Source organism: Aeromonas sp. QDB11 (assembly GCF_027705265.1).
In the GTDB taxonomy this organism is placed as follows: Bacteria; Pseudomonadota; Gammaproteobacteria; order Enterobacterales; family Aeromonadaceae; genus Aeromonas; species Aeromonas allosaccharophila.
In genome coordinates this window covers 19,556-41,011 of record NZ_JAPDBM010000016.1, presented here as the reverse complement: position 1 = coordinate 41,011, position 21,456 = coordinate 19,556, and the positions used below count along the sequence as shown (strand labels likewise).

Here is a 21,456-nt window from a genome sequence, read left to right as displayed (position 1 = left end):
TGATGTCTTTCTATCGAGCATACCGCTGGTTGCTGCTGCTCCCCGTTTTTCTGCTGAGCGGCTGTGGTGCCAGTCTAGATGACTATCGGGGGCAGGGGCCTAACTGGGATCTCGCCCGTTTCTTCAACGGCAAGCTGGTGGCTCACGGCCTGGTGACTGACCGCAGCGGCGAAGTGACCAGTCGCTTTCGGGTCGAGATGGTGGGGCGCTGGCAGAGTGGTAAGGGGGAGCTGTTCGAGCAGTTCTACTTTGACGATGGTCGCCAGCAGACCCGTACCTGGTATCTGAGCAAGGGCGCTGATGGTCACTGGCGCGGTACTGCTTCCGATGTGGTGGGGGAGGCGGTGGGTAAAACCCAAGGGTTTGCCCTCAACTGGCGTTACCAGCTCGATCTGGCGCTGCCGGATGGCGAAGTGGTGCGGGTGAGCTTCGATGACTGGATGTATCTGCTGGATGAGGATCGCCTGATCAACCGCGCTGCTATCAGCAAGTTCGGCATCCATCTGGGGGAGGTGATCCTCTATATCGAACGTCAGCCCTGACCGCAGTAGCAAGATAACGCCCAGTAAAAAGCGCGCCGATGGCGCGCTTTTGTTTACCGAAAAATCAGAGTCATCAGATGATGCGGTTCTCTTCCAGCATCTTGCGACGGGCCTCTTCCTTGGCCATCTTCTTCTTGCGGTTGTCGCAGGGTTCCGGGCAATCGCACTCTTTCTCGATGCCAACGCTACCCAGACCGCCACAGGAGCCGGAGATGGTCTTCTTCTGGAAGATGTAACCGATAGCCATGGCGGCTATCACCAGCATGAATACCCCGAAGGTGATCAGAAAAATCTGCATCTGTACCTCTTACTTCTTGACCAGATAGGGCTTGAAGGCATCGGAGTAGGCCTCTTCAAAGCCGTTGTCCGTCTTGGTGATCACGAAGATCGCCAGGCCTCGCTCGTTGGCATAGGCCAGGCTCTTCTCGGTCCCCATCACCATAAACACGGTGGCCAACCCGTCTGCGGTCATGCAGGAGGGGTGGATCACGGTGACCGACACCAGACGGTGCTGGATCGGCTTGCCGCTGCGCGGATCTATGGTGTGGGAGAAGCGCTGACCATCCAGTTCATAGTAGTTGCGGTAATCGCCGGAGGTGGCCACCCCGTTGTCACTGGGAACGATCACCTCTTGCACCGTGCCGGTGCCTGCGGTGGGCTTCTCGATGGCGACGCGCCAGGGGTGACCCTTGCCGTTGACGCCATTGATCCGCAGTTCGCCGCCAATCTCGACCAGATAGTTGCGCGCACCCAGGGACTCCAGATACTCGGCCACCTTGTCCACACCAAAGCCCTTGGCGATGGCGGAGAGATCGACGTAGAGGTCGGGAATATCCTTTTGCAGGGTGTCGGCATCCACCGAGGTCACTACGTGCAGGTTGCCCAGGCCGGTCTTCTGGCGAGTCTGGGTGATCAGCTCGTCAGAGGGGATCTTGGTAGGCTTCTTGTCCGGGCCAAAGCCCCACAGATTGACCAAGGGGCCGACGGTGACGTCTAGCGCCCCCTGGCTCTCACGGCCAATGTGAATGGCCTCTGTGACGACCCGCGCGGTGTCACGGGACACCACGATCGGCGTGGCACTGCGATGCTGGTTAAAGCGCGACAGTTCGGAATCGGGGCGATAGGTCGACATCTGATCGTTGACCCGCTCCAGCAAGACATCGACCTCGGCCTGTAATTTGGCCGGATCGCTGATGGCGCTGTCCGCCACCTTGATCGAGTAGTAAGTGCCCATGGTGCTACCGGTGATGTGGATCTCCGGTTTGGATTGGACCGTTTCCTGACCGCACCCAGTCAAGAAAAAGGCTAGCCCGAAGGCTAGCCAGGTCTTTACAACACTGTGCATGGATTAACCACCAAAGTCATCCAACAGGATGTTTTCGTCTTCAACGCCCAGATCTTTGAGCATGTTGATGACGGCAGCGTTCATCACCGGAGGTCCACACATGTAGAACTCGCAATCTTCCGGTGCTTCGTGGTTCTTGAGATAGTTCTCGTAGAGCACGTTGTGGATGAAGCCGGTGTAGCCGTCCCAGTTGTCTTCCGGTTGCGGATCGGACAGGGCGACGTTCCAGGTGAAGTTCTCGTTCTCGGCAGCGAGCATGTCAAAGTCTTCGACATAGAACATTTCGCGCTTGGAACGGGCACCGTACCAGAAGCTCATCTTGCGCTTGGACTTCAGGCGACGTAGCTGGTCGAAGATATGGGAACGCATCGGCGCCATACCTGCACCACCACCGATGAATACCATTTCGGCATCGGTGTCCTTGGCGAAGAACTCACCGAACGGACCGGAGATGGTCACCTTGTCGCCAGCCTTCAGGCTGAAGATGTAGGAGGACATCTGTCCCGGAGGGGCAGTCCAGTTGCTCGGGGGCGGGGTCGCGATACGCACGTTCAGCATGATGATGCCGAACTCTTCTGGATAGTTGGCCATGGAGTAGGCACGGATGATCGGCTCATCGACCTTGGACTCCAGCTCAAAAATCTTGAAGCGATCCCAGTCACCGCGATACTCCTCGGGAATATCGAAGTTCTTGTAGTGCACGTGGTGAGCCGGAGCTTCAATCTGGATATAACCACCGGCGCGGAACGGGACGCTCTCGCCATCGGGGATCTGCAGCTTGAGCTCCTTGATGAAGGTGGCCTTGTTATCGTTGGAGATAACAGTACATTCCCACTTCTTCACCCCGAAGATCTCTTCCGGCAGTTCGATATCCATGTCGGAGCGAACGGTAACCTGACAGGCCAGACGCTCGCCATGACGGGCTTCGCCCTTGCTGATGTGATCCAGTTCGGTCGGCAGAATGTCGCCGCCACCGGATTTCACCCGTACCTTGCACTGGCCGCAGGAGCCACCGCCGCCACAGGCGGAGGAGACGAAGATACCGCTGCCAGCCAGCACGCCGAGCAGCTTGCCACCGGCCGGGCTGGTCACAGCCTTGGCCGGGTCACCATTGATGCTGATTGTCACGTCGCCCGCGGTCACCAGCTTGGACTTGGCGAACAGAATGACTGCCACCAGTGCCAGCAGGATCACGGTAAACATGACCACACCCAAAATAATTTCCATCTATCGTTCCTTTCTGATTGCAGGAAAGCCGATTACAAGGAGATACCAGAGAAGGACATGAAGCCCAGCGCCATCAGGCCGGCGGTGATGAAGGTGATGCCGAGACCGCGCAGGCCTTCCGGAACATCGGAGTACTTCATCTTCTCGCGGATACCTGCCAGCGCAACGATCGCCAGCATCCAGCCTGCCCCTGAACCCACACCGTAGACCACAGACTCCATGAAGTTGTAGTCACGCTGCACCATGAAGGAGACGCCACCGAAGATGGCGCAGTTCACGGTGATGAGCGGCAGGAAGATACCCAGCGCGTTGTAGAGTGCCGGGAAGTACTTGTCCAGCGCCATCTCCAGGATCTGTACCAGTGCTGCAATCACACCGATGAAGGTGATGAAACTCAGGAAGCTCAGATCCAGACCGGATACCAGAGCGCCATCTTTAAGCACGTAGTTGTAGATCAGGTTGTTGGCAGGAACCGCAATGGTCTGCACCACAATAACGGCAATACCCAGACCCATGGAGGTCTTTACCTTCTTGGACACCGCCAGGAAGGTACACATCCCCAGGAAGAAGGAGAGTGCCAGGTTTTCGATGAAGATCGATTTAATCAACAGACTCAGATAGTGTTCCATACCTTAATCCTTCGCCTCCACCTGCTTGGGATCCTTGGTGCGCACGCCCCAAATGATCAGACCAATGATGAAGAATGCACTCGGCGGCAGCAGCAGCAGGCCGTTCGGGACATACCAGCCACCGTTGTTCACCAGCGGCAGCAGCTCGATGCCGAACCAGGTGCCGGAGCCCAGCAGTTCACGCACGGTTGCCACGCTCAGCAGAATGGCACCATAGCCCAGACCGTTGCCGATACCATCCAGGAAGGAGGGCAGCGGGGCACTCTTCATGGCGTACGCTTCGGCGCGGCCCATCACGATACAGTTGGTGATGATCAGACCCACGAAGACCGACAGTTGCTTGGAGATGTCATAGGCGTACGCCTTGAGCACCTGGTCAACCACGATAACCAGTGAGGCGATGATCGCCATCTGCACGATGATCCGGACGCTGTTCGGGATCTGGTTGCGGATCAGGGAGATGAACAGGTTTGAGAAGGCGGTGACCGCCATGACCGCGAGGGTCATTACAAACGCAGTTTTCATCTGGCTGGTAACCGCCAGTGCAGAACAGACACCCAGCACCTGCAAGGCGATGGGGTTGTTGCCCAGCACAGGCGTCAACAGCAACTTCTTCATTTCGCTCTTGTCAGCCATTGTTGATTTCTCCTGCACGAACCTTGGCCAGGAAAGGACCGAAGCCCTTGGGACCCATCCAGAAGTCGAAGGTATGCTGAACGCCGTTACCGGTCAGGGTAGCGCCGGACAGGCCGTCGATATCATGCTCGGAACCTTCCGGGGCATGGCCCTTGATGACGCGCAGCGCCGGCATGCCATTCTGGTCGAACAGTTTCTTGTCCTTGAACAGCGCCTGCCAGGCCGGGTTTTCGATCTCGCCACCCAGACCCGGAGTTTCACCGTGGTCGTAGTAGGTGATGCCCTTGATGGTCTGGCCATCAGCGGCAACGGCGACGAAGGCATACATGGTTGACCACAGACCCTGGCCATAAATGGGCAGAATGATGTTGTCTACCTTGCCTTCGGCATCTTTGGCGAAGAACACGGGAACCAGTTTGGAGATCTGGCGCAGGCTGGCCTTGTCGTCAGCGGCGGCAAGACGGATGCTGCGGGCCGGATCTTTGGCTGCCAGCTTGGTGTCGAAGTTGTCGGCATCGCCGTCAACAAATTCACCTGTGGTCAGGTCCACCAGACGGGCTTCGATCTTCTCGCCGTACAGTTTGGCCAGGTCGCGCTTGGCCACATCGCTCACATCCACACCGGCTACGGCGAGAATGTTGCTCTGCTTGTCGAGCGCCTTGTTTTCCTGCTGGGTAGAACGCAGGCCCACAGCGGCAACGGATACCACGATGGAACAGGCCAGACAGAGGCCGGTAACCACGCTGACGGTGCCGAGGGTTGAATCTTTATTAAACGCCACGTGCAATCCTCCGCTTGATGTTTGCCTGAGCGACGAAGTGGTCAAACAGGGGAGCAAACAGGTTCGCAAACAGAATGGCCAGCATCATGCCTTCCGGGAACGCAGGGTTGACCACGCGAACCAGCACGACCATCACGCCGATCAGGGCGCCATACCACCACTTGCCTTTGTTGGTAAAGGCGGCGGAGACAGGGTCGGTTGCCATGAAGGCCATACCGAAGGCGAAGCCACCCAGTACCAGATGCCAGTGCCACGGCATGTTGAACATGGGGTTGGTATCGGAACCGATGACGTTGAACAGCAGGGAGGTGGCGATCATACCGATCATCACGCCGGCGATGATGCGCCAGGAGGCGATGCGCATGTAGACGATCATGGCGGCACCCAGCAGGATCATCAGGGTAGAGACTTCACCGATGGAACCCGGCAGGTTACCCAGGAAAGCGTCCATCCAGCTGATAGCCTGGCCGGTTGCACCGTTGATCAGCGACATCTGGCCGCCTTGGGCCCACTGGCTCAGGGCAGTCGCGCCGGAGAAGCCATCAACGGCTACCCAGACTGCGTCACCGGAGATCTGGCCCGGGTAGGCGAAGAACAGGAACGCACGACCAGCAAGCGCCGGGTTCAGGAAGTTCTTGCCGGTACCACCGAACACCTCTTTGGCCATCACCACACCGAAGGTGATACCCAGCGCGGCTTGCCACAGGGGCAGCTCGGGCGGCACGATCAGTGCAAACAGGATGGAGGTTACGAAGAAGCCTTCGTTGATCTCGTGTTTGCGCACCATGGCGAACAGCACTTCCCAGAAGCCGCCGACCAGGAACGCGGTCAGGTAGATCGGGAAGAAGTGGGTGGCGCCAATCAGCATCTTGCTGCCGATACCGGCGACAGCCGGATCGAGGGAGGCGCCCAGCATGGTGGCCAGCGCATATTGCCAGCTGCTGGCACCAGCAGCCGAGCCCATGTGGGCAATGGCGGCAATCGCCTGGTTACCCACGTTGAACATGCCCCAGAACATGGCCGGGAACACGGCCAGCCACACCATGATCATCATGCGCTTCAGATCGAGCGCATCACGAACGTGGGAGGCGTTGCGGGTAACGGTACCCGGGGTGTAGAACAGGGTGTACGCCGCTTCGAACAGGGCGTAGTACTTGGCGTACTTTCCACCCGGTTCGAAGTGGTGTTCCATATTTTCAAGAAGTTGCTTGAAACTCATCGCTTAACCTTCCAGTTCAATCTTGGTCAGGCACTCACGCAAGATCGGGCCGTACTCTGTCTTGCCGGGGCAGACAAAGGTACAGAGCGCCAAATCTTCCTCATCCAGCTCCAGGCAGCCCAGTGCTTGCGCACCGTCGCTATCGCCGGAGACCATGTCCCGCAGCAGCAGGGTAGGCAGGATGTCGAGTGGCATCACCCGCTCATAGTTGCCGATAGGCACCATGGAACGGTCACTACCGTTGGTAGTGGTGGTGAAGTTGATCAGCTTGCCCTTCATCAGATGAGAGAGGGTGGTCCGGGTGATAGAGAACTTGTTGGCGCTGGGGTTGATCCAGCCCAGGAACTCTTTCTCGCGACCTTCACCCAGCACGCAAACCTGATTGTGGTAGCGACCCAGGTAGTCGTGACCCCCTTCGGCTTTGGCACCACTCAGGATAGAACCGGAGATGATACGGTTTTCGTCGGCACGCAGCTCGTTGTTGGTGAGCTGGCTGATGCAGGCGCCCAGGCGGGTACGCAACAGACGCGGCTTGAGCACGTTCGGGCCAGCCAATGCGATCACCTTGTCGGTGCAGATCTCACCGGTGGTGAACAGCTTGCCCAGCGCGATCACATCCTGATAGTTGATGTGCCACTGCACCTTGGTGCTGCTGACCGGATCCAGGAAGTGGATATGGGTACCCGGCAGACCGGCAGGGTGCGGACCGACAAAGATCTCTTCCTTGACCTGGGTCAGCGGAGAGTGGGGCAGGCTGCCTTCGCCTTTGCAGACGTAGACGGTGCCGTCGGTCAGGCGGGTCAATACGGCCAGGCCATCGAGGAAGGCCTGTGGCTGTTCCTTGATGATCAGCTCGGCATCGGCTGCCAGCGGGTTGGTGTCCATTGCGGTCACAAAGATGGCGCGCGGGGCTGTGCCTACCGCGGGGACTTTGCTGAACGGACGGGTACGAAACGCAGTCCACTGACCTGATGCGACCAGGATCTCTTGCACCTTGCTGCGCTCGAGCTTGGCCAGCTCGGCAGAGGCAAAATGCTCAAATGTCACCTGTTCATCGGAACCGTCGAGGTCGATGACCACGGACTGGAGAACACGTTTGGCACCACGGTTGATTTCTGAAACCACACCGGTGGCAGGAGCTGTGAATTTAACGCCCGGATTCTTCTTGTCTTCAAAAAGATCCTGACCTTTGATGACGCGATCACCTACTTTGACGAACATAGTAGGTCGCATCCCCACAAACTCCTCGCCCAGTGTCGCAACACGGGTGATGGCGGGGCCATCGTAGATTACTTGCTCTGGCGCACCCAGCACGGGGATGTCCAGTCCTCTTTTGATTGTAATCATACTCAATTGCACTACCGTTACGGGAGAGGTTGGTTAGCGCCGAGAAATACATCACGACGGGTGGTTGAATGAGTCGATGTTGTGGCTGCGCCAGGTGGTCAGGCTCAACAATTATTCAACATGCAAGCTCACTCAAAAGCGCTTGAGTTTACCACTTAAGGTGCATTTTCTGCCATGCCAAATGGGCAAAATCCCCGTGCCATCACAAAATTAACCTGCAATGAATAAGCCCCCGACACCTTGTAAGTCGTGGTTTTAAAGGTTTTTTTATTTCACTACCTCAATGGGGGTATTTGTTGTTGTTTTAACTGTCAACAACAAGCCTTGATGCTGAAAAATACCCCCTTGGATGTAGTCTTTTCGGGGCCAATGGGGGAAATTTGTTTCATTTTTGTTAGCGGGTGCGCGATGGGAAGGGTGTGGTGCCGCCCGGTTCAGGAGAGTGACGGTTTGCCAACGCAGCTCGGGGTTCGCGGGGCATGGCCTTTTTCCTGCCACTCGCTTGTCGTGTAGGTATGCAGCGCCAGTGCATGAATTGCGCCGGCCAGCTCGTCGGCCAGCACGGCATTGACCTGACGATGACGGGCCAGCAGCCGCTGCCCTGTAAATTGCTCGCTGACGATCACCACCTTGAAGTGGCTCTCTGAACCTGGTTCCACACGGTGCATGTGGCTCTCGTTGATCACCTCCAGCACGGTGGGGGAGAGGGCGGCGGTCAGCTTGGCTTCAATCAGTTGTTGGATGGTCATCGGATCGGCTTCCAGAGTGAATGTCGGGCCATTCTATCGGTAGTCGTGCGATGGAATAAGCCCCCGTAAGGGGGAAATCACCGGTCAGTTGCCCCCTTGCTGCGCATCGAACTGGTGAAATTCCTGCTCCTCGCTAGAATAGCGCCACTTTGCGTCGCCCCTGGCGCCTGTATACACGAATCAAGCCGAGGTTGGACTCTTCCTATGCAAACCCTTCTCGACACTCCCCATTGCCAGCTCACGCTCTACCGCTATCCGCGCCAGAGTCAGGAGACGCTGCAAGCCTGGGATGCGGCTGACGAATATCTGATCAACACCCTGGCGGAGTTCCCCCTCGAGCAGGCGGGCCCCGTCATCATCATGAATGACGGCTTTGGCGCGCTGGCCGCCTATCTGTATCCTCACTCCCCGTGCTGCGTCACCGACTCCTACATCAGCGAGCGGGCGACCCTGGCCAATCTGGCCGAAAACGGGCTGGATGCAGGCGGGATTACCTTGCAGGATGCGCTGGCACCGCTGCCCGACGCCCCTGCGCTGGTGGTGATCAAGGTTTCCAAATATCAGGCTCTTCTGGAGCAGCAACTGCTGGCATTGCGTGCGGTGGTGACACCGGCAACCCGCGTCATCGCAGCTGGCAAGGCGAAGGATATTCATACCTCCACCCTCAAGTTGTTCGAGAAGTATCTGGGGCCGACCCGTACCTCGCTGGCCTGGAAAAAGGCGCGTCTCATTCACTGCGAGCCGCAGGCAGAACGTCCTGCGCTGGCCAATCCCTTCCCAACCGTGTGGCCGCTGGAGGGAACTGACATGCTCATCCACAACCACGCCAACGTCTTCTCGCGCACCAGTCTCGATATCGGTGCCCGCTTTATGCTGGACAATTTACCGATACATAGCGCCCGCAAGGTGATCGATCTGGGCTGTGGCAACGGGGTGCTGGGGTTGTCGCTGCTTGCCAAAGACAGCGAGGTGGAGGTGACCTTTATCGATGAATCCTATATGGCGATCGCCTCGGCACAGCTCAACGTCGAGCACAATCTGCCCGATGCACTGCCGCGCGCCCGCTTTATGGTCAATAACTGTCTCGACGGGGTGGCGGTCGGCTCGGCGGATCGGATCCTCTGCAATCCCCCCTTCCATCAGTTGCAGGCGATCACCGATCATATCGCCTGGCAGATGTTCAGCGATGCGCACCGGGTGTTGCCTCAAGGGGGTGAACTCTGGATAGTAGGCAACCGTCATCTGGACTATCACAACAAACTCAAGCGCTTGTTTGCCAACGCACAAGTCGTTGCGTCGAACAGCAAATTCGTTATTTTGAAAGCCATCAAACGCTAAAGCCAAAGGAAACCATGATGAAAAAGTCACTCTTGCTGCTGGCCGCCCTGATGCTGGGCGGGTGTGCCACTCATTGGCCGGAGACGGCGCTACTCAATCCGCAGGTGATCCCCGCCAACCAGCAATACTACTCTGGCAATCGCATCACCATGGAAGGGGTAGACAAGCGTGAGGCTGCCTACGTCTTCTCCATTAAACATAAAGAGAAGGCGCCGGTGCTGGTCAACAGTGAGCGTCCGCTCAACCTGCTGATGGCTGAACGGCTGGCGGAAGGGCTGCGTAGCCAGGGGCTGGAAGTGGGCAACAGTGGCACCACCAACCTGACGCTGGTGATCTCCAATGCGGCAGTCAATGTGGAAGAGAAGACCTTTACCTATGTCACCAAGTCCCGCGTCAGCCTGCAGGTGATCGCCGATTTCCAGGGCAACCGTCTGACCAAGCAGTTCAACATGTCCTCCAGCAAGGAGAGCCCGAGCGAGCCAAGCATGGCCGATCTGGAGTCTACACTGAACCTGCAACTGGGTAGCGTGCTGCAGCAGATCATGGCGGATGATGCGCTGCGCGGTTACCTGAAAGGTCAACCGAACGGTGCAGGGGTCTGATGATGAAAAAACTCTGGTTGCTGGCCATGCTGATCGCCCCGCTGGCGTTCGCGGGTCCGAAGGTCAGAATGGAGACCAACCACGGCAATATCGTGGTGGAGCTGGCCTCCAAGCAGGCGCCCCAGACGGTGAAGAACTTCCTGCGCTACGTGGCTGATGGCAGCTACGACGGCAGCATCTTTCACCGGGTGATCCAGGATTTCGTGGTGCAGGGGGGCGGCTACAACCAGCAGTTCCAGCAACTGCCTACCTATGAGCCGGTGGTCAACGAGTCGCGTGGCGGTCTGCCCAACAAGCGTGGCACCATCGCCATGGCTCGCACCCAGGCGGTCGACAGCGCCACCCGCCAGTTCTACTTCAATCTGGTCGACAACAATAACCTCAACGCCGGTGGCGCCGCGGGTTATACCGTGTTTGGTCAGGTGGTGCAGGGGATGGAGGTGCTGGACAAGCTGGCGCAGGTACAGACCGGTTACAGCTCCATTCTGCGTGCCAACGATGTGCCGACCAGCCCCATCATTCTGAAGAAGGTGGTGTTGCTGGCGGAAACCCCGGCGGACAAGAAAGTCGACAAGAAAGCGGGCAAGTAACCCTCGCCGGACGTGGTTCGTCACCACGATCCCGTCATGCCACAATGCAAGGCTCATCCCGCTTGGGATGGGCCTTTTCTCTATACGGCTTCTTTGGGCCTATCTCTTTGCTCGCCTTGGCTATCTGCCATCAACCTGCCAAAATGACGCACTTTTCCAACGTCGTCAGGTAGTTGAACATGATCCGCAAACCAAGCTGGAGAGAGTCCCTCGCCGTCTATCTCGAATTTCGGGTGTTTATTCTCTTTGCCATGGGTTTTTCATCGGGTCTGCCGCTGCTACTGGTGTTCGGTACCCTCTCATTCTGGTTGCGCGAGGCAGATGTCAGCCTGACCGATATCGGCTACATGAGCTGGGTGGCGCTCGCCTATGGCTTTAAATGGCTGTGGTCACCGCTGGTGGATCGCATGCCGCTGCCGTTGCTCTCCACACTGCTGGGACGTCGCCGCAGCTGGATGTTGTTCTCCCAGTTGCTGATCGCCGCTGCGCTGGTCGGCATGGCGTTCTGCGATCCCAAGACCGAGCTGGCCCAGCTGGCGCTGTTTGCCCTGCTGGTGGCCTTTGCCTCGGCCACGCAGGATATCGTTATCGATGCCTATCGCATCGAATCCGCCCCCGAGCGGCTGCAAGCGGCGATGGCGGCCTCCTACATGACCGGCTACCGGCTGGCGATGATCATGGCGGGTGCCGGTGCGCTGGCGCTGGCGGCCTGGTTTGGCAGCAACAGCGGCTATGACTATCGTGGCTGGCAGGTCACCTATCTGGTGATGGCGGGCTTGATGTTACTCGGGGTCATCACCACCCTGTTTTGCCACGAACCGGATATCGATCTGGCCGGGCAGGGCAAGCAACAGGCCGAGCGCAAGGCTCAGCTCGTGGAACAGGGGTGGCCTGCGCTGCTGGCGAGTGCCGGAGCCTGGGGCTATGAGGCGGTCTGGTGTCCGTTTGCCGACTTCTTCCGCCGTTATGGCGGCTCGGCGCTGCTGATCCTGGCGTTGATTGCCTGCTATCGGGTCGCCGATGTGGTGATGGGAGTGATGTCCAACAGCTTCTATGTGGATATGCAGTTCAGCAAGACCGAGGTTGCCACCATCACCAAGGTGTTTGGCGTCATTATGACGCTGGTCGGCGCTGCGCTGGGGGGCGTGCTGGTGATGCGCTTTGGCACGCTGCGCATTCTATTTTTGGGGGCGCTGCTCACCGCCAGCACCAACCTGCTGTTTGCCCTGCTCCATCAGGTTGGTCACAACCTGGAGCTGCTGACTCTGATCATCTCGCTGGATAACCTCAGTGCCGGTATTGCCACCGCCGCCTTCGTGACTTATCTCTCAAGCCTGACCAATGTGGCATTTTCGGCGACCCAGTACGCGCTGTTCAGTTCGGTAATGTTGCTACTGCCCAAGTTGCTGGCCGGTTTTTCCGGGCAGGTCGTGGAGCAGATTGGCTACAGTGCCTTCTTTGTCGGAACCAGTTTATTGGGCTTGCCTGTGTTGTTGTTGATAGTGCTGGTAGCCAGAAAGGGGAGTGAGTTGCTCTCAGCGGCTGACAAATAGCAAGCGTTTGCGTAGAATTGGGGGTGATTAGATTCACACTTCCGGATAAAGTTCCCGAGAAGTTGTTTCTCCCCCGATTTTATTTGATTAGAATTCCTCTCGCTCCTTGTGGGCAGGCTACGGAAAACCTCAACTAACGCACAAGAGACCAATAAAATGGCCAAATTTACCAAGACTCTGATCGCTGCCGGTCTGCTGGCTGCTGCCGCTACTCCGGCCTTTGCTGCTGATTACAGCGGTGATATCCACAAGAATGACTACAAGTGGTATCAGTTCAACGTAATGCATACCATTGACCAACTGCCTTACAGCAATGCTGAAGGTGGCTATAACGATACTTATTTCGAAATGGAGTTTGGTGGTCGTTCCGGTATCTTTGATCTGTATGGTTATGTCGACGTTTTCGATATTTTCGACTCCAAACACAGTGACAAGCACGATGGTGACAACCTCTACATGAAGTTTGCTCCTCGCGTATCTCTGGATGCTCTGACTGGTCAGGATCTCTCTTTTGGTCCGGTGCAGGAAGTTTATGTTGCTTCTCTGTTCAGCGTAGGTGGTCCGCATGGATTGTTTGAATCCATGGTCGGTCTGGGTACTGACGTACAGGTGCCGTGGTTTGGCAAGGTTGGCATGAACCTGTACAAGCGTCACGTTAACGAGTCTGGCTCTATCGACGATAATGGTGTGAAAGTTAACGCCGCTGGTGAAGGCTGGAATGGTCAGCAGTTCTCCATGAACTGGTTCAAACCCTTCTATACCTTCTCCAATGGTAGCTTTGTCGCTTACCAAGGCTATCTGGATTACACCTGGGGCATGAAAGAGTCTACTCACTCCGATGGTCTGGCAACTTTCCATGGTATCTACTGGCATTCCGACCGTTATGCGGTGGGTTATGGCCTGAAATATTTCAACGAAATCTACGGTATCGATAACGGTGCCTATGGCCTGAAATCTACCGGTTTCGGTCACTATTTCGCTGTTACCTACAAGTTCTAATCAAACTTGGGGTACAAAAAACCGGAGCATCTGCTCCGGTTTTTTTATGGTCTCGATTTAGATAGCGTGGCGCGAGTCATCAAGTGCGCCACGGCTGAGTGGATAAATCAGTCGCGGAAGTTCTGGAACTGCATCGGTTGACCCAGTTCGGCGCCACGGACCAGTGCCATGGTCTCTTGCAGATCGTCACGCTTCTTGCCGGTGACACGCACTTCATCACCCTGGATGGCGACCTGTACCTTGATCTTGGAGTCCTTGATCAGCTTGACCAGCTTCTTGGCGATCTCTTTCTCGATCCCCTGCTTGAACTTGACGGTCAGGTGGAAGCGCTTGCCGGAGTGAACGGAGTCACCCACCTCCATGGAGCTGTTTTCGATGTTGCGCTTGAGCAGAGCAGCGCGCAGGATTTCGACCATCTGCTTGAGCTGGAAATCGGCATCGGCTTCCAGTTTTACCTCTTCCTTGTTCAACTCGAAGCTGGCTTCTACCCCACGAAAATCGAAACGGGTGGCCAGTTCACGATTGGCGTTGTCGACTGCGTTCAACACCTCGTTCATTTTGACTTCAGAGACAATATCGAATGACGGCATAGCCGGAGCTCCTCATGTTGCGTTATCGGGGGGCAAATCTACCAGAAAACGGGCAAATTTGCTGATTTTGATGGGGCTGCTCTGCTAGAATCCCCTGCGCACAGGATGGGTGGACCCGTTAGCGTCCACCAGCGAGTTCTTCACTTATCTCCGGTAACAGGTTGAGAGGATTGCAACCCTTACCCTGACAGAGTCACACCATGCCAAGCGGATTAAAAAATTCCCGACAGCCCGTTATGCCACCTGTGATCCCGCAGTGGTCACTATTGGGTTGTGGTGCCCTCGGCGGCGTTTTTGCCTCCCTGCTGACCCAGAGCGGTCAATCCACCCGAGTCTTGTTGCGCGAACACCATAAGTCCACGCTCCATCCGGGGTTCGATTTCACCTCGCTGGAGGGGCAGGTACAACTGCTCAATATCGAGCGTGGATTTGTCAGCAAACCTGGCAAGATCAAGCGCCTGCTGGTGATGACCAAGGCCAGTCAGGTGGTTGCCGCACTGGCACCACTGGTAAGCAAACTGGATGCTGGTGTGCCGATCGTGCTGCTGCACAACGGGATGGGCATTGCCGAGCAGGTGGTCGAGATGTTCTCGCACAACCCGGTGATTGCCGGCGTCACCAGCCATGGTGCCATGCAGGGTGGCCATTTCGTCTTCCGTCATACTGGCAAGGGCGAAACCTGGCTTGGTCCGATCAATGAAGCCGCCAAGGCCCACGCCGCGCTCGCGGATGAGCTGGCGCTGGCGCTGGGTCAGGCTGGTTGGGATGAGCAGGTATTGGTACGTCAGTGGCAGAAGCTTGCCATCAACTGTGCCATCAATCCCCTGACGGCCCTCTACAAGCTGAAAAATGGCGAGCTGGCAGGCCCCCGTTTTGCCGACGCCCTGCAGCAGATCTGCGTGGAAGTGGCGGATGTGATGTGCGCCGAAGGCATTACTACCACGGCAGAAGAGTTGCAGCGCCGGGTGATGACGGTGGTGGAACTGACCGCTGACAATTACTCCTCCATGTATCAGGATATGGAGCTGGGACGAGAGACCGAGATTGAGGCCATCACCGGCTTCCTGCTGGCCAAGGCTGCCCGGCATGGCATCGCCGTACCGGTCAATCAGGGCCTCTATCAGGCGATCAAAGAGAAGAGTCAGGCCGCCTGACCTTTACATGGCAGAGCAAGCAGCAAGGAGGCGGGAGTGAGTGTACTGGTGCTGGTGGCCCCCGGGTCGGAAGAGATAGAGACGGTCGCCATTGTCGATACCCTGGTGCGTGCCGGCATCGAGGTGGTGCTGGCTTCTTGCTGCCCCGCCGGATCCCGGCAGGTGAAGGCATCGCGGGGGGTACAGCTGGTGGCCGATTGTCATATCGACGAGCTGACCCGTCGGGACTTTGAAGCCATCGTGGTACCCGGCGGTCTGCCCGGCAGTGAAGTGATCCGCGATACCCCGCTGGCCATCGATCTGCTCAAAGAGCAGGCCCTCCTTGGTCGCTGGCGCGCTGCCATCTGCGCCGCCCCCGTGGTGGTGTTGCAACATCATGGCCTGCTGGAGGGTGCCATCGTCACCTGCCATCCCGGTTTTCAGTCCCAACTACCGACATCGCAGCTGTCACATGAGCGGGTAGTAAGGGATGAGGCGCATCGCCTTATCACCAGTCAGGGGCCGGGCAGTGCCATCGAGTTTGCGCTCGAACTGGTTCGGGTGCTGCGCGGGGATGAGGTGGCTGCCGCCGTCGCTGGCCCTATGGTGCTGCCGTGAACGCACGCTGCTGCTGAATCCAGCTAGCCATGGGTTGAAAAACGGGCCCCGATCATCTTGATCGGGGCCCGTTTGTTATCTGCCGTTGTCAGTCACGCCATATTGCCCGGCTCAGTAGTCGTACTGTGAGCACTGTTTTTTGTTGTACTCAGTTTTCCAGCGTGACAACTCCTGCTCCGTGCCGAGCGTGTCCCCTTTCTTGATGGCCTGTTCCAGTATCTCAATCCGGTCGTACAGCCAGCGGCACTCTGCCGTCGGGTTGTTCTTGCCGATGCCGGTCAGCGGCAGCAACCCGAGTCCCAGCCAAAGATATTTCATCCCGAACGCTCCTTGTCATTGTGGTGGTAAAGGTCTCCTTGGAGTCTATGATTCTAGCTCCAATGAGAGAGATAGAGCTGCGGTTATCCTTGGGGTAAGATGATACCATGTCTGTTTATTTATACAGTGGTATGCGCAAGATCATCCATATCGACATGGACTGCTTTTTTGCCGCGGTTGAGATGCGGGACAACCCGGCGCTGCGGGAGGTGCCGCTCGCCATCGGTGGGGCCTCCGAGCGGCGCGGCGTCATCTCGACCTGCAACTACGTGGCGCGCCGGTTCGGGGTGCGCTCCGCCATGCCGAGCGCCCTAGCGAAAAAGCTCTGCCCGCCGTTGGTACTGATCCCGGGGCGGATGGCGGTGTACAAGGATATCTCCCGTCAGCTCAGGGCCATTTTCCTGCGCTATACCGATCAGGTTGAACCGCTGTCGCTGGATGAGGCCTATCTCGACGTGACGCACAGTCGCTGCTGTGGTGGCAGCGCCACCCTGATGGCACAAGAGATCCGGCAAGCCATCGTCACCGAACTGGGATTGACCGCTTCGGCCGGTGTGGCGCCCAACAAGTTTCTCGCCAAGATCGCCTCGGAGCAGCGCAAACCCGATGGTCTGTTTGTCATTCGCCCCGACGAGGTGGCCGAATTTGTCTGCCAGTTACCCCTCGGCAAACTGCCCGGGGTGGGCCGCAAGACCGCCGAGCGGCTGGAGGCGCAGGGGCTCTACACCTGCGAGGATGCGCGAACCTTGTCGGCACAAGAGCTGTGCAGTCGTTTTGGCAAGCTGGGCGAGATGCTGACGACCCGGATCTGGGGGCTGGATGAACAGCCGGTGCAGGCGCAGCGGATCCGTAAAACCATCGGGGTGGAGACCACGCTGGCGAGCGATCTCTGTGACGAAGCCGCCTGCCTGACGGTACTGCAACAACTGTTGCCGGAGCTGGAGCGGCGATTCCAGCTCGCGTGTCCTGCCGGGCAGGTGATGGGCCAGGGGATTAAACTCAAGTTTGCCGACTTCCACCAGACCACCGTCTATCGCAGTCAGGGTGGCTATCAGCCAGCCTTGTTTGCCCCGCTGCTCAAAGAGGGGCTACTGCGGGCGCAAGGGCGTTCAGTTCGCCTGCTGGGATTGGTGGTGGGTTTGCCAAAAGAGGGTGAAGTTAACCAGCTATCGCTGGATTTGCTGTGAGAGAGTTAAGTTTTTGTTTATAAAGTCGATAATCTATCCATATCTGTATGACGTAGGAATATTGGCATGAGTGCTCTTTCTGTCCAGGGTCGGATTACCCTGATCACCGGTTGCTGTCTGTTAGTGACAGCCGCCGCCCTGGTTGCCTCCTCGATTTACAACGCGAACAAGATGCAAGCTCAGGTGCGACAAGCCACCCTGCACGAGGCGCAGCAGTCAGCCGAAAACTGGATGAAGGCGATGGGCTCGGAGCAGGCGGCCAAGGTGACCAGCTATCTCGATGAAGCCTATTTTCGTGCCAGCTTGCTGGCTGAGAGCGTACTGTTCCAGCGCAAGAATGGGGCCGAGAACTTTGTCCAGTCAGAGGCGCTGCGCAGCGCCATCAATCAGCAACTGCACGATGCCGCCGCCTCATCGACCAATCTGCTCGGTGTCTATACGGTGTTCGAGCCTGACCAGCTGGATGGGGAAGACAGTAACTATGAGGGGTCGACCGCGCTCGGCGCCAACGACAAGGGGCGCTTCTCCAGTTATTGGGCGTATGACAACGGCAAGCTGGTGCCCGAGGTGCAGAACGAAGATGTGCTTGCAGACGACAGCCCGACCGAGGCTGGTGGTGTTGAAAACGAGTGGTATCGCTGCAGCATTCGCACCCGGGCACTCTGCCTGCTGGAACCCTATCTGGACGATGTCGGCGACAAGAAAGTCTTGATTACCTCAGTCTCAGTACCTTTGCTGGAGCAGGGAACATTACTGGGGGTGGCTGGCGTCGATATCTCCCTGACGACCTTGCAGGATCTGGTCTCTACCATGGACAAGGAGCTCTATGACGGCAAAGGCAGAATATTGCTGGTCAGTCATGAGGGGCGCGTGGCGGGTGCCGATGAGTTTGATGTGACCTTGGGGCGGGAGCTGGATCAGAAGTATCAGGGGCTGGCCAGCGAGCTGAAAGGCTGGCCCAATCAGGGTCAGGAACAGACGCGCTGGAGCCGCGATGGCGCCCTGTTGCAGAGCTTTGTGCCGGTCTCCATGCGTGGCACTGATCGTAAATGGGGCATCTACATTGAATTACCACGGGCCGTAGTGCTGGCCTCGGCCCAGCAACTGCAGGATGATCTGGCCAGTGAGGCCAATCGCAGCGTGGTCTCGCAACTCTCTATCGGAGTGCTGATCTCGCTGGTGGCCCTGAGCTTTATCTGGTGGATGGCGCGCCAGATCGTGGCGCCCATTCGCGCCGTGGTTGCTCGCCTCAAGGATATCGCCAGCGGCGAGGGGGATTTGACCCAGCGCATCGAGATCCAGCGACAAGACGAGATTGGTGAGCTGGCCAAGTGGTTCAACAGCTTCCTCAACAAGTTGCAATCCACCATCAGTCAGGTGATTGATACCGTTGCTGGCACCCGCAACAGTGCCGAGCGGGCGGCGCAGGTGGCCGAGCGCACCAGTAGCGGCATGCAGGCCCAGTATCAGGAGATCGATCTGGTGGCGACGGCGTTTGAAGAGCTGAGCGCCACGGCGATGCAGGTCTCCGGCAATGCCAGTTCTGCCGTAGCAGCCGCCAATACCACCGATGCCGCGGCGCAAGAGGGCAAATATGTGGTGGCTGACACTCAGGAGGCGATGCTCAAGCTGATGACCATCATCAACGATGCCCAGCCGGTGGTGGAGCGGCTCTCGGCCAACAGTGGCAACATCAATGACATTCTCACCGTTATTCAGGGGATTGCCGAGCAGACCAACTTGCTGGCGCTGAACGCGGCCATTGAAGCGGCGCGGGCCGGTGAGCAGGGTCGTGGCTTTGCCGTGGTGGCCGACGAGGTGCGCAATCTGGCTGGTCGTACCCAGAATGCCATCGTCGAGATCCAGACTCTCATCAGTCAGCTGCAGTCCGGTACTGGTGCCGTGGTCAAGGCGATCCGCGATGGTCATGGCCAGGCTGACGAGACGCTCGCCAAGGTGGATCTCTCGGTGCAGGTGCTGGAGCAGATCATCCAGTCGGTCTCCACCATCCATCAGATGAACGAGCAGATTGCCCGGGCGGCGCAGGAGCAGAGCCGGGTGGCGGACGAGATCAACCGTAACGTCAGCAACATTCGCGATGTGAGCCACACCATTCGGGCCGAAGCGGCGACCTCCGCCGAAAATGGTCGCGAGCTCTCCGCTCTCGCTGACAAACAGCAGCAACTGGTGGGGCAGTTCAAGGTATAGCGAGATCAAAAAAGGCGCCATCCAGCTGGAGGCGCCAAACACATTCAGATGACAGACTGGGTCAAATCGAGAAGATTTGAGCCCCTCTTCCCGCAGAGGAAGAAACACAACACCACAATCACAGTCGAAAGACTCACGAAAAACACATGTAAACCAACATGTAGTAGAAAATGTGAGCCATATGACGACTGATTGCTGGGCGAATTATGTTTATTCACTGGTCGACCCGCAACCGACAAATTATAATGCGCCCCATTAGAAAAACTCATCGTCGGCTGGTGTCATGTCTCGTCGTTTACCTCCGCTCAATGCCCTCAAGGCGTTTGAAGCAGCGGCTCGTCACTTAAGCTTTACCCGCGCAGCAGAAGAGTTGTTTGTGACTCAGGCTGCCATCAGTCACCAGATCAAGGCGCTGGAGGAGTATCTTGGCATCAAGCTGTTCCGCCGTAAAAACCGCTCCTTGTTGCTGACCGAAGAGGGGCAGGGCTATTTCCTGGATATCAAGGATATCTTTGCCTCCATCTCTGAGGCGACCGACAAGCTGCTGGCCCGCAGTGCCAAGGGGGCGTTGACCGTCAGTCTGCAGCCGAGTTTCGCCATCCAGTGGCTGGTGCCGCGGTTGGTCAAGTTCAGCGAGCGCCACCCCGATATCGACGTGCGGATCAAGGCCGTTGATCTCGACGAAGGGTCGCTCACCGACGATGTGGATGTGGCCATCTATTACGGGCGCGGCAACTGGCCGGGTCTGCGTTGCGACAAGCTCCATACCGAATACCTGATCCCGGTCTGTTCCCCCTTGCTGCTGACCGGGCCCAAGCCACTGCGTACGCCGCAAGATTTGACCCTGCATACCCTGTTGCACGATACCTCCCGTCGCGACTGGAAGGCCTGGTTCCGCCAGCTCGATATCGATGCACCCAACGTCAATCAGGGGCCTATCTTCAGCCACTCCACCATGGTAATCCAGGCGGCGATCCACGGTCAGGGTGTGGCGCTGGGTCACAGCGTGCTGGCGCAACCCGAGATTGAGGCCGGCCGCCTTATCTGCCCGTTCGAGCAGGTGCTGGTGAGCAAAAATGCCTTCTATCTGGTGTGCCAGGAGCAACAGTCGGATCAGGGCAAGATCGTTGCCTTCCGCGACTGGATGCTGGAGCTGGTGGAGCAGGAAGAGGCGCGTCGCAGGGCAAGGCTTGCCGATGCCTGAGGTGATCCGCGAGGGGGCAGTTGATGCCCCCGTTCGCATTTTGCTGGCCCACGGGGCGGGCGCCGGGATGGATCACCCCTTTCTTGCCGAGCTGTCACGTCTGCTGGCTGGCCCCGACATCGAAGTGGTGCGTTTCAACTTCCCCTATATGGCCAAACGGGCTTTGGATGGCATACGCAGGCCGCCTGATCGGCAGCCTGTATTGCTTGAACACTGGCGTGAAATGATCCGGACATTTGCTCATCCCAGACTGTTCCTGGCGGGCAAGTCGATGGGCGGGCGGATGGCGGCGGAGCTGTATAGTGAAGGCGAGGGTGAGATGAATGCTGCAGGATTGCTCATTCTCGGGTATCCTTTCCACCCTCCGGCCAAGCCCGACAGTTGGCGAGGCGAGGTACTCAAGCATATTGCAGTGCCAACCCTGCTGTTGCAGGGGGAGCGCGACACCTTCGGTAGTCGCGCCGAACTGGCCGATTTCCCCTTCTCACCCGCCGTATCGGTCCATTGGTTGACCGATGGTGATCATGGTTTCAAACCGCGTAAAGCCAGTGGCGTGAGTGAGCAGGAGAATATGCAGCATGCGGCGGCAGCCATCTGCCATTTTATCGCCCGGCACGGATAGCACGAGAGGGTTGGCCTTA

Annotated in this window: 23 protein-coding genes; 12 read left to right on the top strand and 11 right to left on the bottom strand. The window is 57.7% G+C overall.

What is annotated here, in order from left to right; genetic code table 11:
- The first annotated feature begins 2 nt into the window (after positions 1-2).
- Positions 3-542, top strand: a complete 540-nt coding sequence (locus OKC40_RS07610; protein ID WP_234601405.1) for a DUF3833 domain-containing protein — start codon at positions 3-5, stop codon at positions 540-542.
- Between the two features lie 73 nt (positions 543-615).
- Here OKC40_RS07610 and nqrM read toward each other — a convergent pair whose 3' ends face one another.
- The 9 genes from nqrM to OKC40_RS07565 form a co-directional block, all read right to left on the bottom strand.
- Positions 616-840: a (Na+)-NQR maturation NqrM gene (nqrM, locus tag OKC40_RS07605; RefSeq protein ID WP_005338668.1), complete on the bottom strand. Its 225-nt coding sequence runs from the start codon at positions 838-840 to the stop codon at positions 616-618.
- Positions 841-849: 9 nt separating this feature from the next.
- Positions 850-1,887, bottom strand: a complete 1,038-nt coding sequence (locus tag OKC40_RS07600) for an FAD:protein FMN transferase (RefSeq protein ID WP_234601406.1) — start codon at positions 1,885-1,887, stop codon at positions 850-852.
- 3 nt (positions 1,888-1,890) lie between these two features.
- The gene (nqrF, locus tag OKC40_RS07595; protein ID WP_005338656.1) at positions 1,891-3,114 is read right to left on the bottom strand and encodes an NADH:ubiquinone reductase (Na(+)-transporting) subunit F; all 1,224 of its coding nucleotides are present in this window, start codon (positions 3,112-3,114) and stop codon (positions 1,891-1,893) included.
- 32 nt (positions 3,115-3,146) lie between these two features.
- On the bottom strand, positions 3,147-3,743 hold the full coding sequence (gene nqrE, locus OKC40_RS07590) for an NADH:ubiquinone reductase (Na(+)-transporting) subunit E (RefSeq protein WP_005338645.1): 597 nt from the start codon (positions 3,741-3,743) through the stop codon (positions 3,147-3,149).
- A gap of 3 nt (positions 3,744-3,746) precedes the next feature.
- Positions 3,747-4,379, bottom strand: coding sequence for an NADH:ubiquinone reductase (Na(+)-transporting) subunit D (locus OKC40_RS07585; RefSeq protein WP_005338644.1), 633 nt, complete (start codon positions 4,377-4,379; stop codon positions 3,747-3,749).
- A complete protein-coding gene (locus OKC40_RS07580) occupies positions 4,372-5,160 on the bottom strand; it encodes a Na(+)-translocating NADH-quinone reductase subunit C (protein ID WP_058052197.1) in 789 nt (262 codons plus the stop codon). Before OKC40_RS07580 ends, OKC40_RS07585 begins: the two co-directional genes overlap by 8 nt.
- A complete protein-coding gene (locus tag OKC40_RS07575) occupies positions 5,150-6,379 on the bottom strand; it encodes an NADH:ubiquinone reductase (Na(+)-transporting) subunit B (protein ID WP_042058348.1) in 1,230 nt (409 codons plus the stop codon). Before OKC40_RS07575 ends, OKC40_RS07580 begins: the two co-directional genes overlap by 11 nt.
- Positions 6,380-6,382: 3 nt before the next feature.
- Entirely contained in the window at positions 6,383-7,726 is a 1,344-nt protein-coding gene (locus OKC40_RS07570) for a Na(+)-translocating NADH-quinone reductase subunit A (RefSeq protein ID WP_270794696.1), read from the bottom strand.
- Between the two features lie 434 nt (positions 7,727-8,160).
- Positions 8,161-8,475 (bottom strand): BolA family protein, encoded by a 315-nt coding sequence (locus OKC40_RS07565; RefSeq protein WP_075114006.1) that lies wholly within the window; start codon positions 8,473-8,475, stop codon positions 8,161-8,163.
- 204 nt (positions 8,476-8,679) lie between these two features.
- On the opposite strand from OKC40_RS07565, the gene OKC40_RS07560 reads away from it, so the two are divergent.
- The 5 genes from OKC40_RS07560 (at position 8,680) to OKC40_RS07540 (ending at position 13,557) form a co-directional block, all read left to right on the top strand.
- Positions 8,680-9,813: a methyltransferase gene (locus OKC40_RS07560; protein ID WP_270794693.1), complete on the top strand. Its 1,134-nt coding sequence runs from the start codon at positions 8,680-8,682 to the stop codon at positions 9,811-9,813.
- Positions 9,814-9,830: 17 nt separating this feature from the next.
- On the top strand, positions 9,831-10,415 hold the full coding sequence (locus OKC40_RS07555) for a YajG family lipoprotein (protein WP_005349692.1): 585 nt from the start codon (positions 9,831-9,833) through the stop codon (positions 10,413-10,415).
- 2 nt (positions 10,416-10,417) lie between these two features.
- On the top strand, positions 10,418-11,005 hold the full coding sequence (locus tag OKC40_RS07550; protein WP_042657198.1) for a peptidylprolyl isomerase: 588 nt from the start codon (positions 10,418-10,420) through the stop codon (positions 11,003-11,005).
- Positions 11,006-11,178: 173 nt separating this feature from the next.
- Entirely contained in the window at positions 11,179-12,558 is a 1,380-nt protein-coding gene (locus OKC40_RS07545; RefSeq protein ID WP_270794692.1) for an AmpG family muropeptide MFS transporter, read from the top strand.
- A 156-nt stretch (positions 12,559-12,714) separates the two neighbouring features.
- Positions 12,715-13,557 carry a nucleoside-specific channel-forming Tsx family protein gene (locus tag OKC40_RS07540; RefSeq protein ID WP_058052201.1) on the top strand — a complete coding sequence of 281 codons (843 nt, stop codon included), beginning with the start codon at positions 12,715-12,717 and terminating at the stop codon, positions 13,555-13,557.
- Between the two features lie 107 nt (positions 13,558-13,664).
- Here the strand turns inward: OKC40_RS07540 and OKC40_RS07535 are convergent, their stop codons facing one another.
- Complete coding sequence (locus OKC40_RS07535; protein ID WP_042058365.1) at positions 13,665-14,147, bottom strand: YajQ family cyclic di-GMP-binding protein; 483 nt, start codon at positions 14,145-14,147, stop codon at positions 13,665-13,667.
- 200 nt (positions 14,148-14,347) lie between these two features.
- Here OKC40_RS07535 and OKC40_RS07530 point away from each other — a divergent pair, with 200 nt between their 5' ends.
- Both OKC40_RS07530 and OKC40_RS07525 read left to right on the top strand, forming a co-directional pair.
- Positions 14,348-15,301, top strand: coding sequence for a ketopantoate reductase family protein (locus OKC40_RS07530; protein ID WP_270794691.1), 954 nt, complete (start codon positions 14,348-14,350; stop codon positions 15,299-15,301).
- Between the two features lie 36 nt (positions 15,302-15,337).
- Complete coding sequence (locus OKC40_RS07525) at positions 15,338-15,898, top strand: DJ-1 family glyoxalase III (RefSeq protein ID WP_270794690.1); 561 nt, start codon at positions 15,338-15,340, stop codon at positions 15,896-15,898.
- Positions 15,899-16,009: 111 nt separating this feature from the next.
- Here the strand turns inward: OKC40_RS07525 and OKC40_RS07520 are convergent, their stop codons facing one another.
- Positions 16,010-16,216 carry a hypothetical protein gene (locus OKC40_RS07520; protein WP_197927540.1) on the bottom strand — a complete coding sequence of 69 codons (207 nt, stop codon included), beginning with the start codon at positions 16,214-16,216 and terminating at the stop codon, positions 16,010-16,012.
- 131 nt (positions 16,217-16,347) lie between these two features.
- Here OKC40_RS07520 and dinB point away from each other — a divergent pair, with 131 nt between their 5' ends.
- The 4 genes from dinB to OKC40_RS07500 all read left to right on the top strand — a co-directional run bounded on the left by dinB (position 16,348) and on the right by OKC40_RS07500 (position 21,437).
- On the top strand, positions 16,348-17,403 hold the full coding sequence (gene dinB, locus OKC40_RS07515; RefSeq protein WP_270794713.1) for a DNA polymerase IV: 1,056 nt from the start codon (positions 16,348-16,350) through the stop codon (positions 17,401-17,403).
- A 66-nt stretch (positions 17,404-17,469) separates the two neighbouring features.
- Positions 17,470-19,611, top strand: a complete 2,142-nt coding sequence (locus tag OKC40_RS07510) for a methyl-accepting chemotaxis protein (protein ID WP_270794689.1) — start codon at positions 17,470-17,472, stop codon at positions 19,609-19,611.
- A gap of 283 nt (positions 19,612-19,894) precedes the next feature.
- Positions 19,895-20,815, top strand: coding sequence for a transcriptional regulator GcvA (locus OKC40_RS07505; RefSeq protein WP_042058376.1), 921 nt, complete (start codon positions 19,895-19,897; stop codon positions 20,813-20,815).
- Positions 20,808-21,437, top strand: a complete 630-nt coding sequence (locus OKC40_RS07500; protein ID WP_270794688.1) for an alpha/beta family hydrolase — start codon at positions 20,808-20,810, stop codon at positions 21,435-21,437. The genes OKC40_RS07505 and OKC40_RS07500 overlap by 8 nt, the downstream gene beginning before the upstream one ends.
- Positions 21,438-21,456 lie beyond the last annotated feature (19 nt).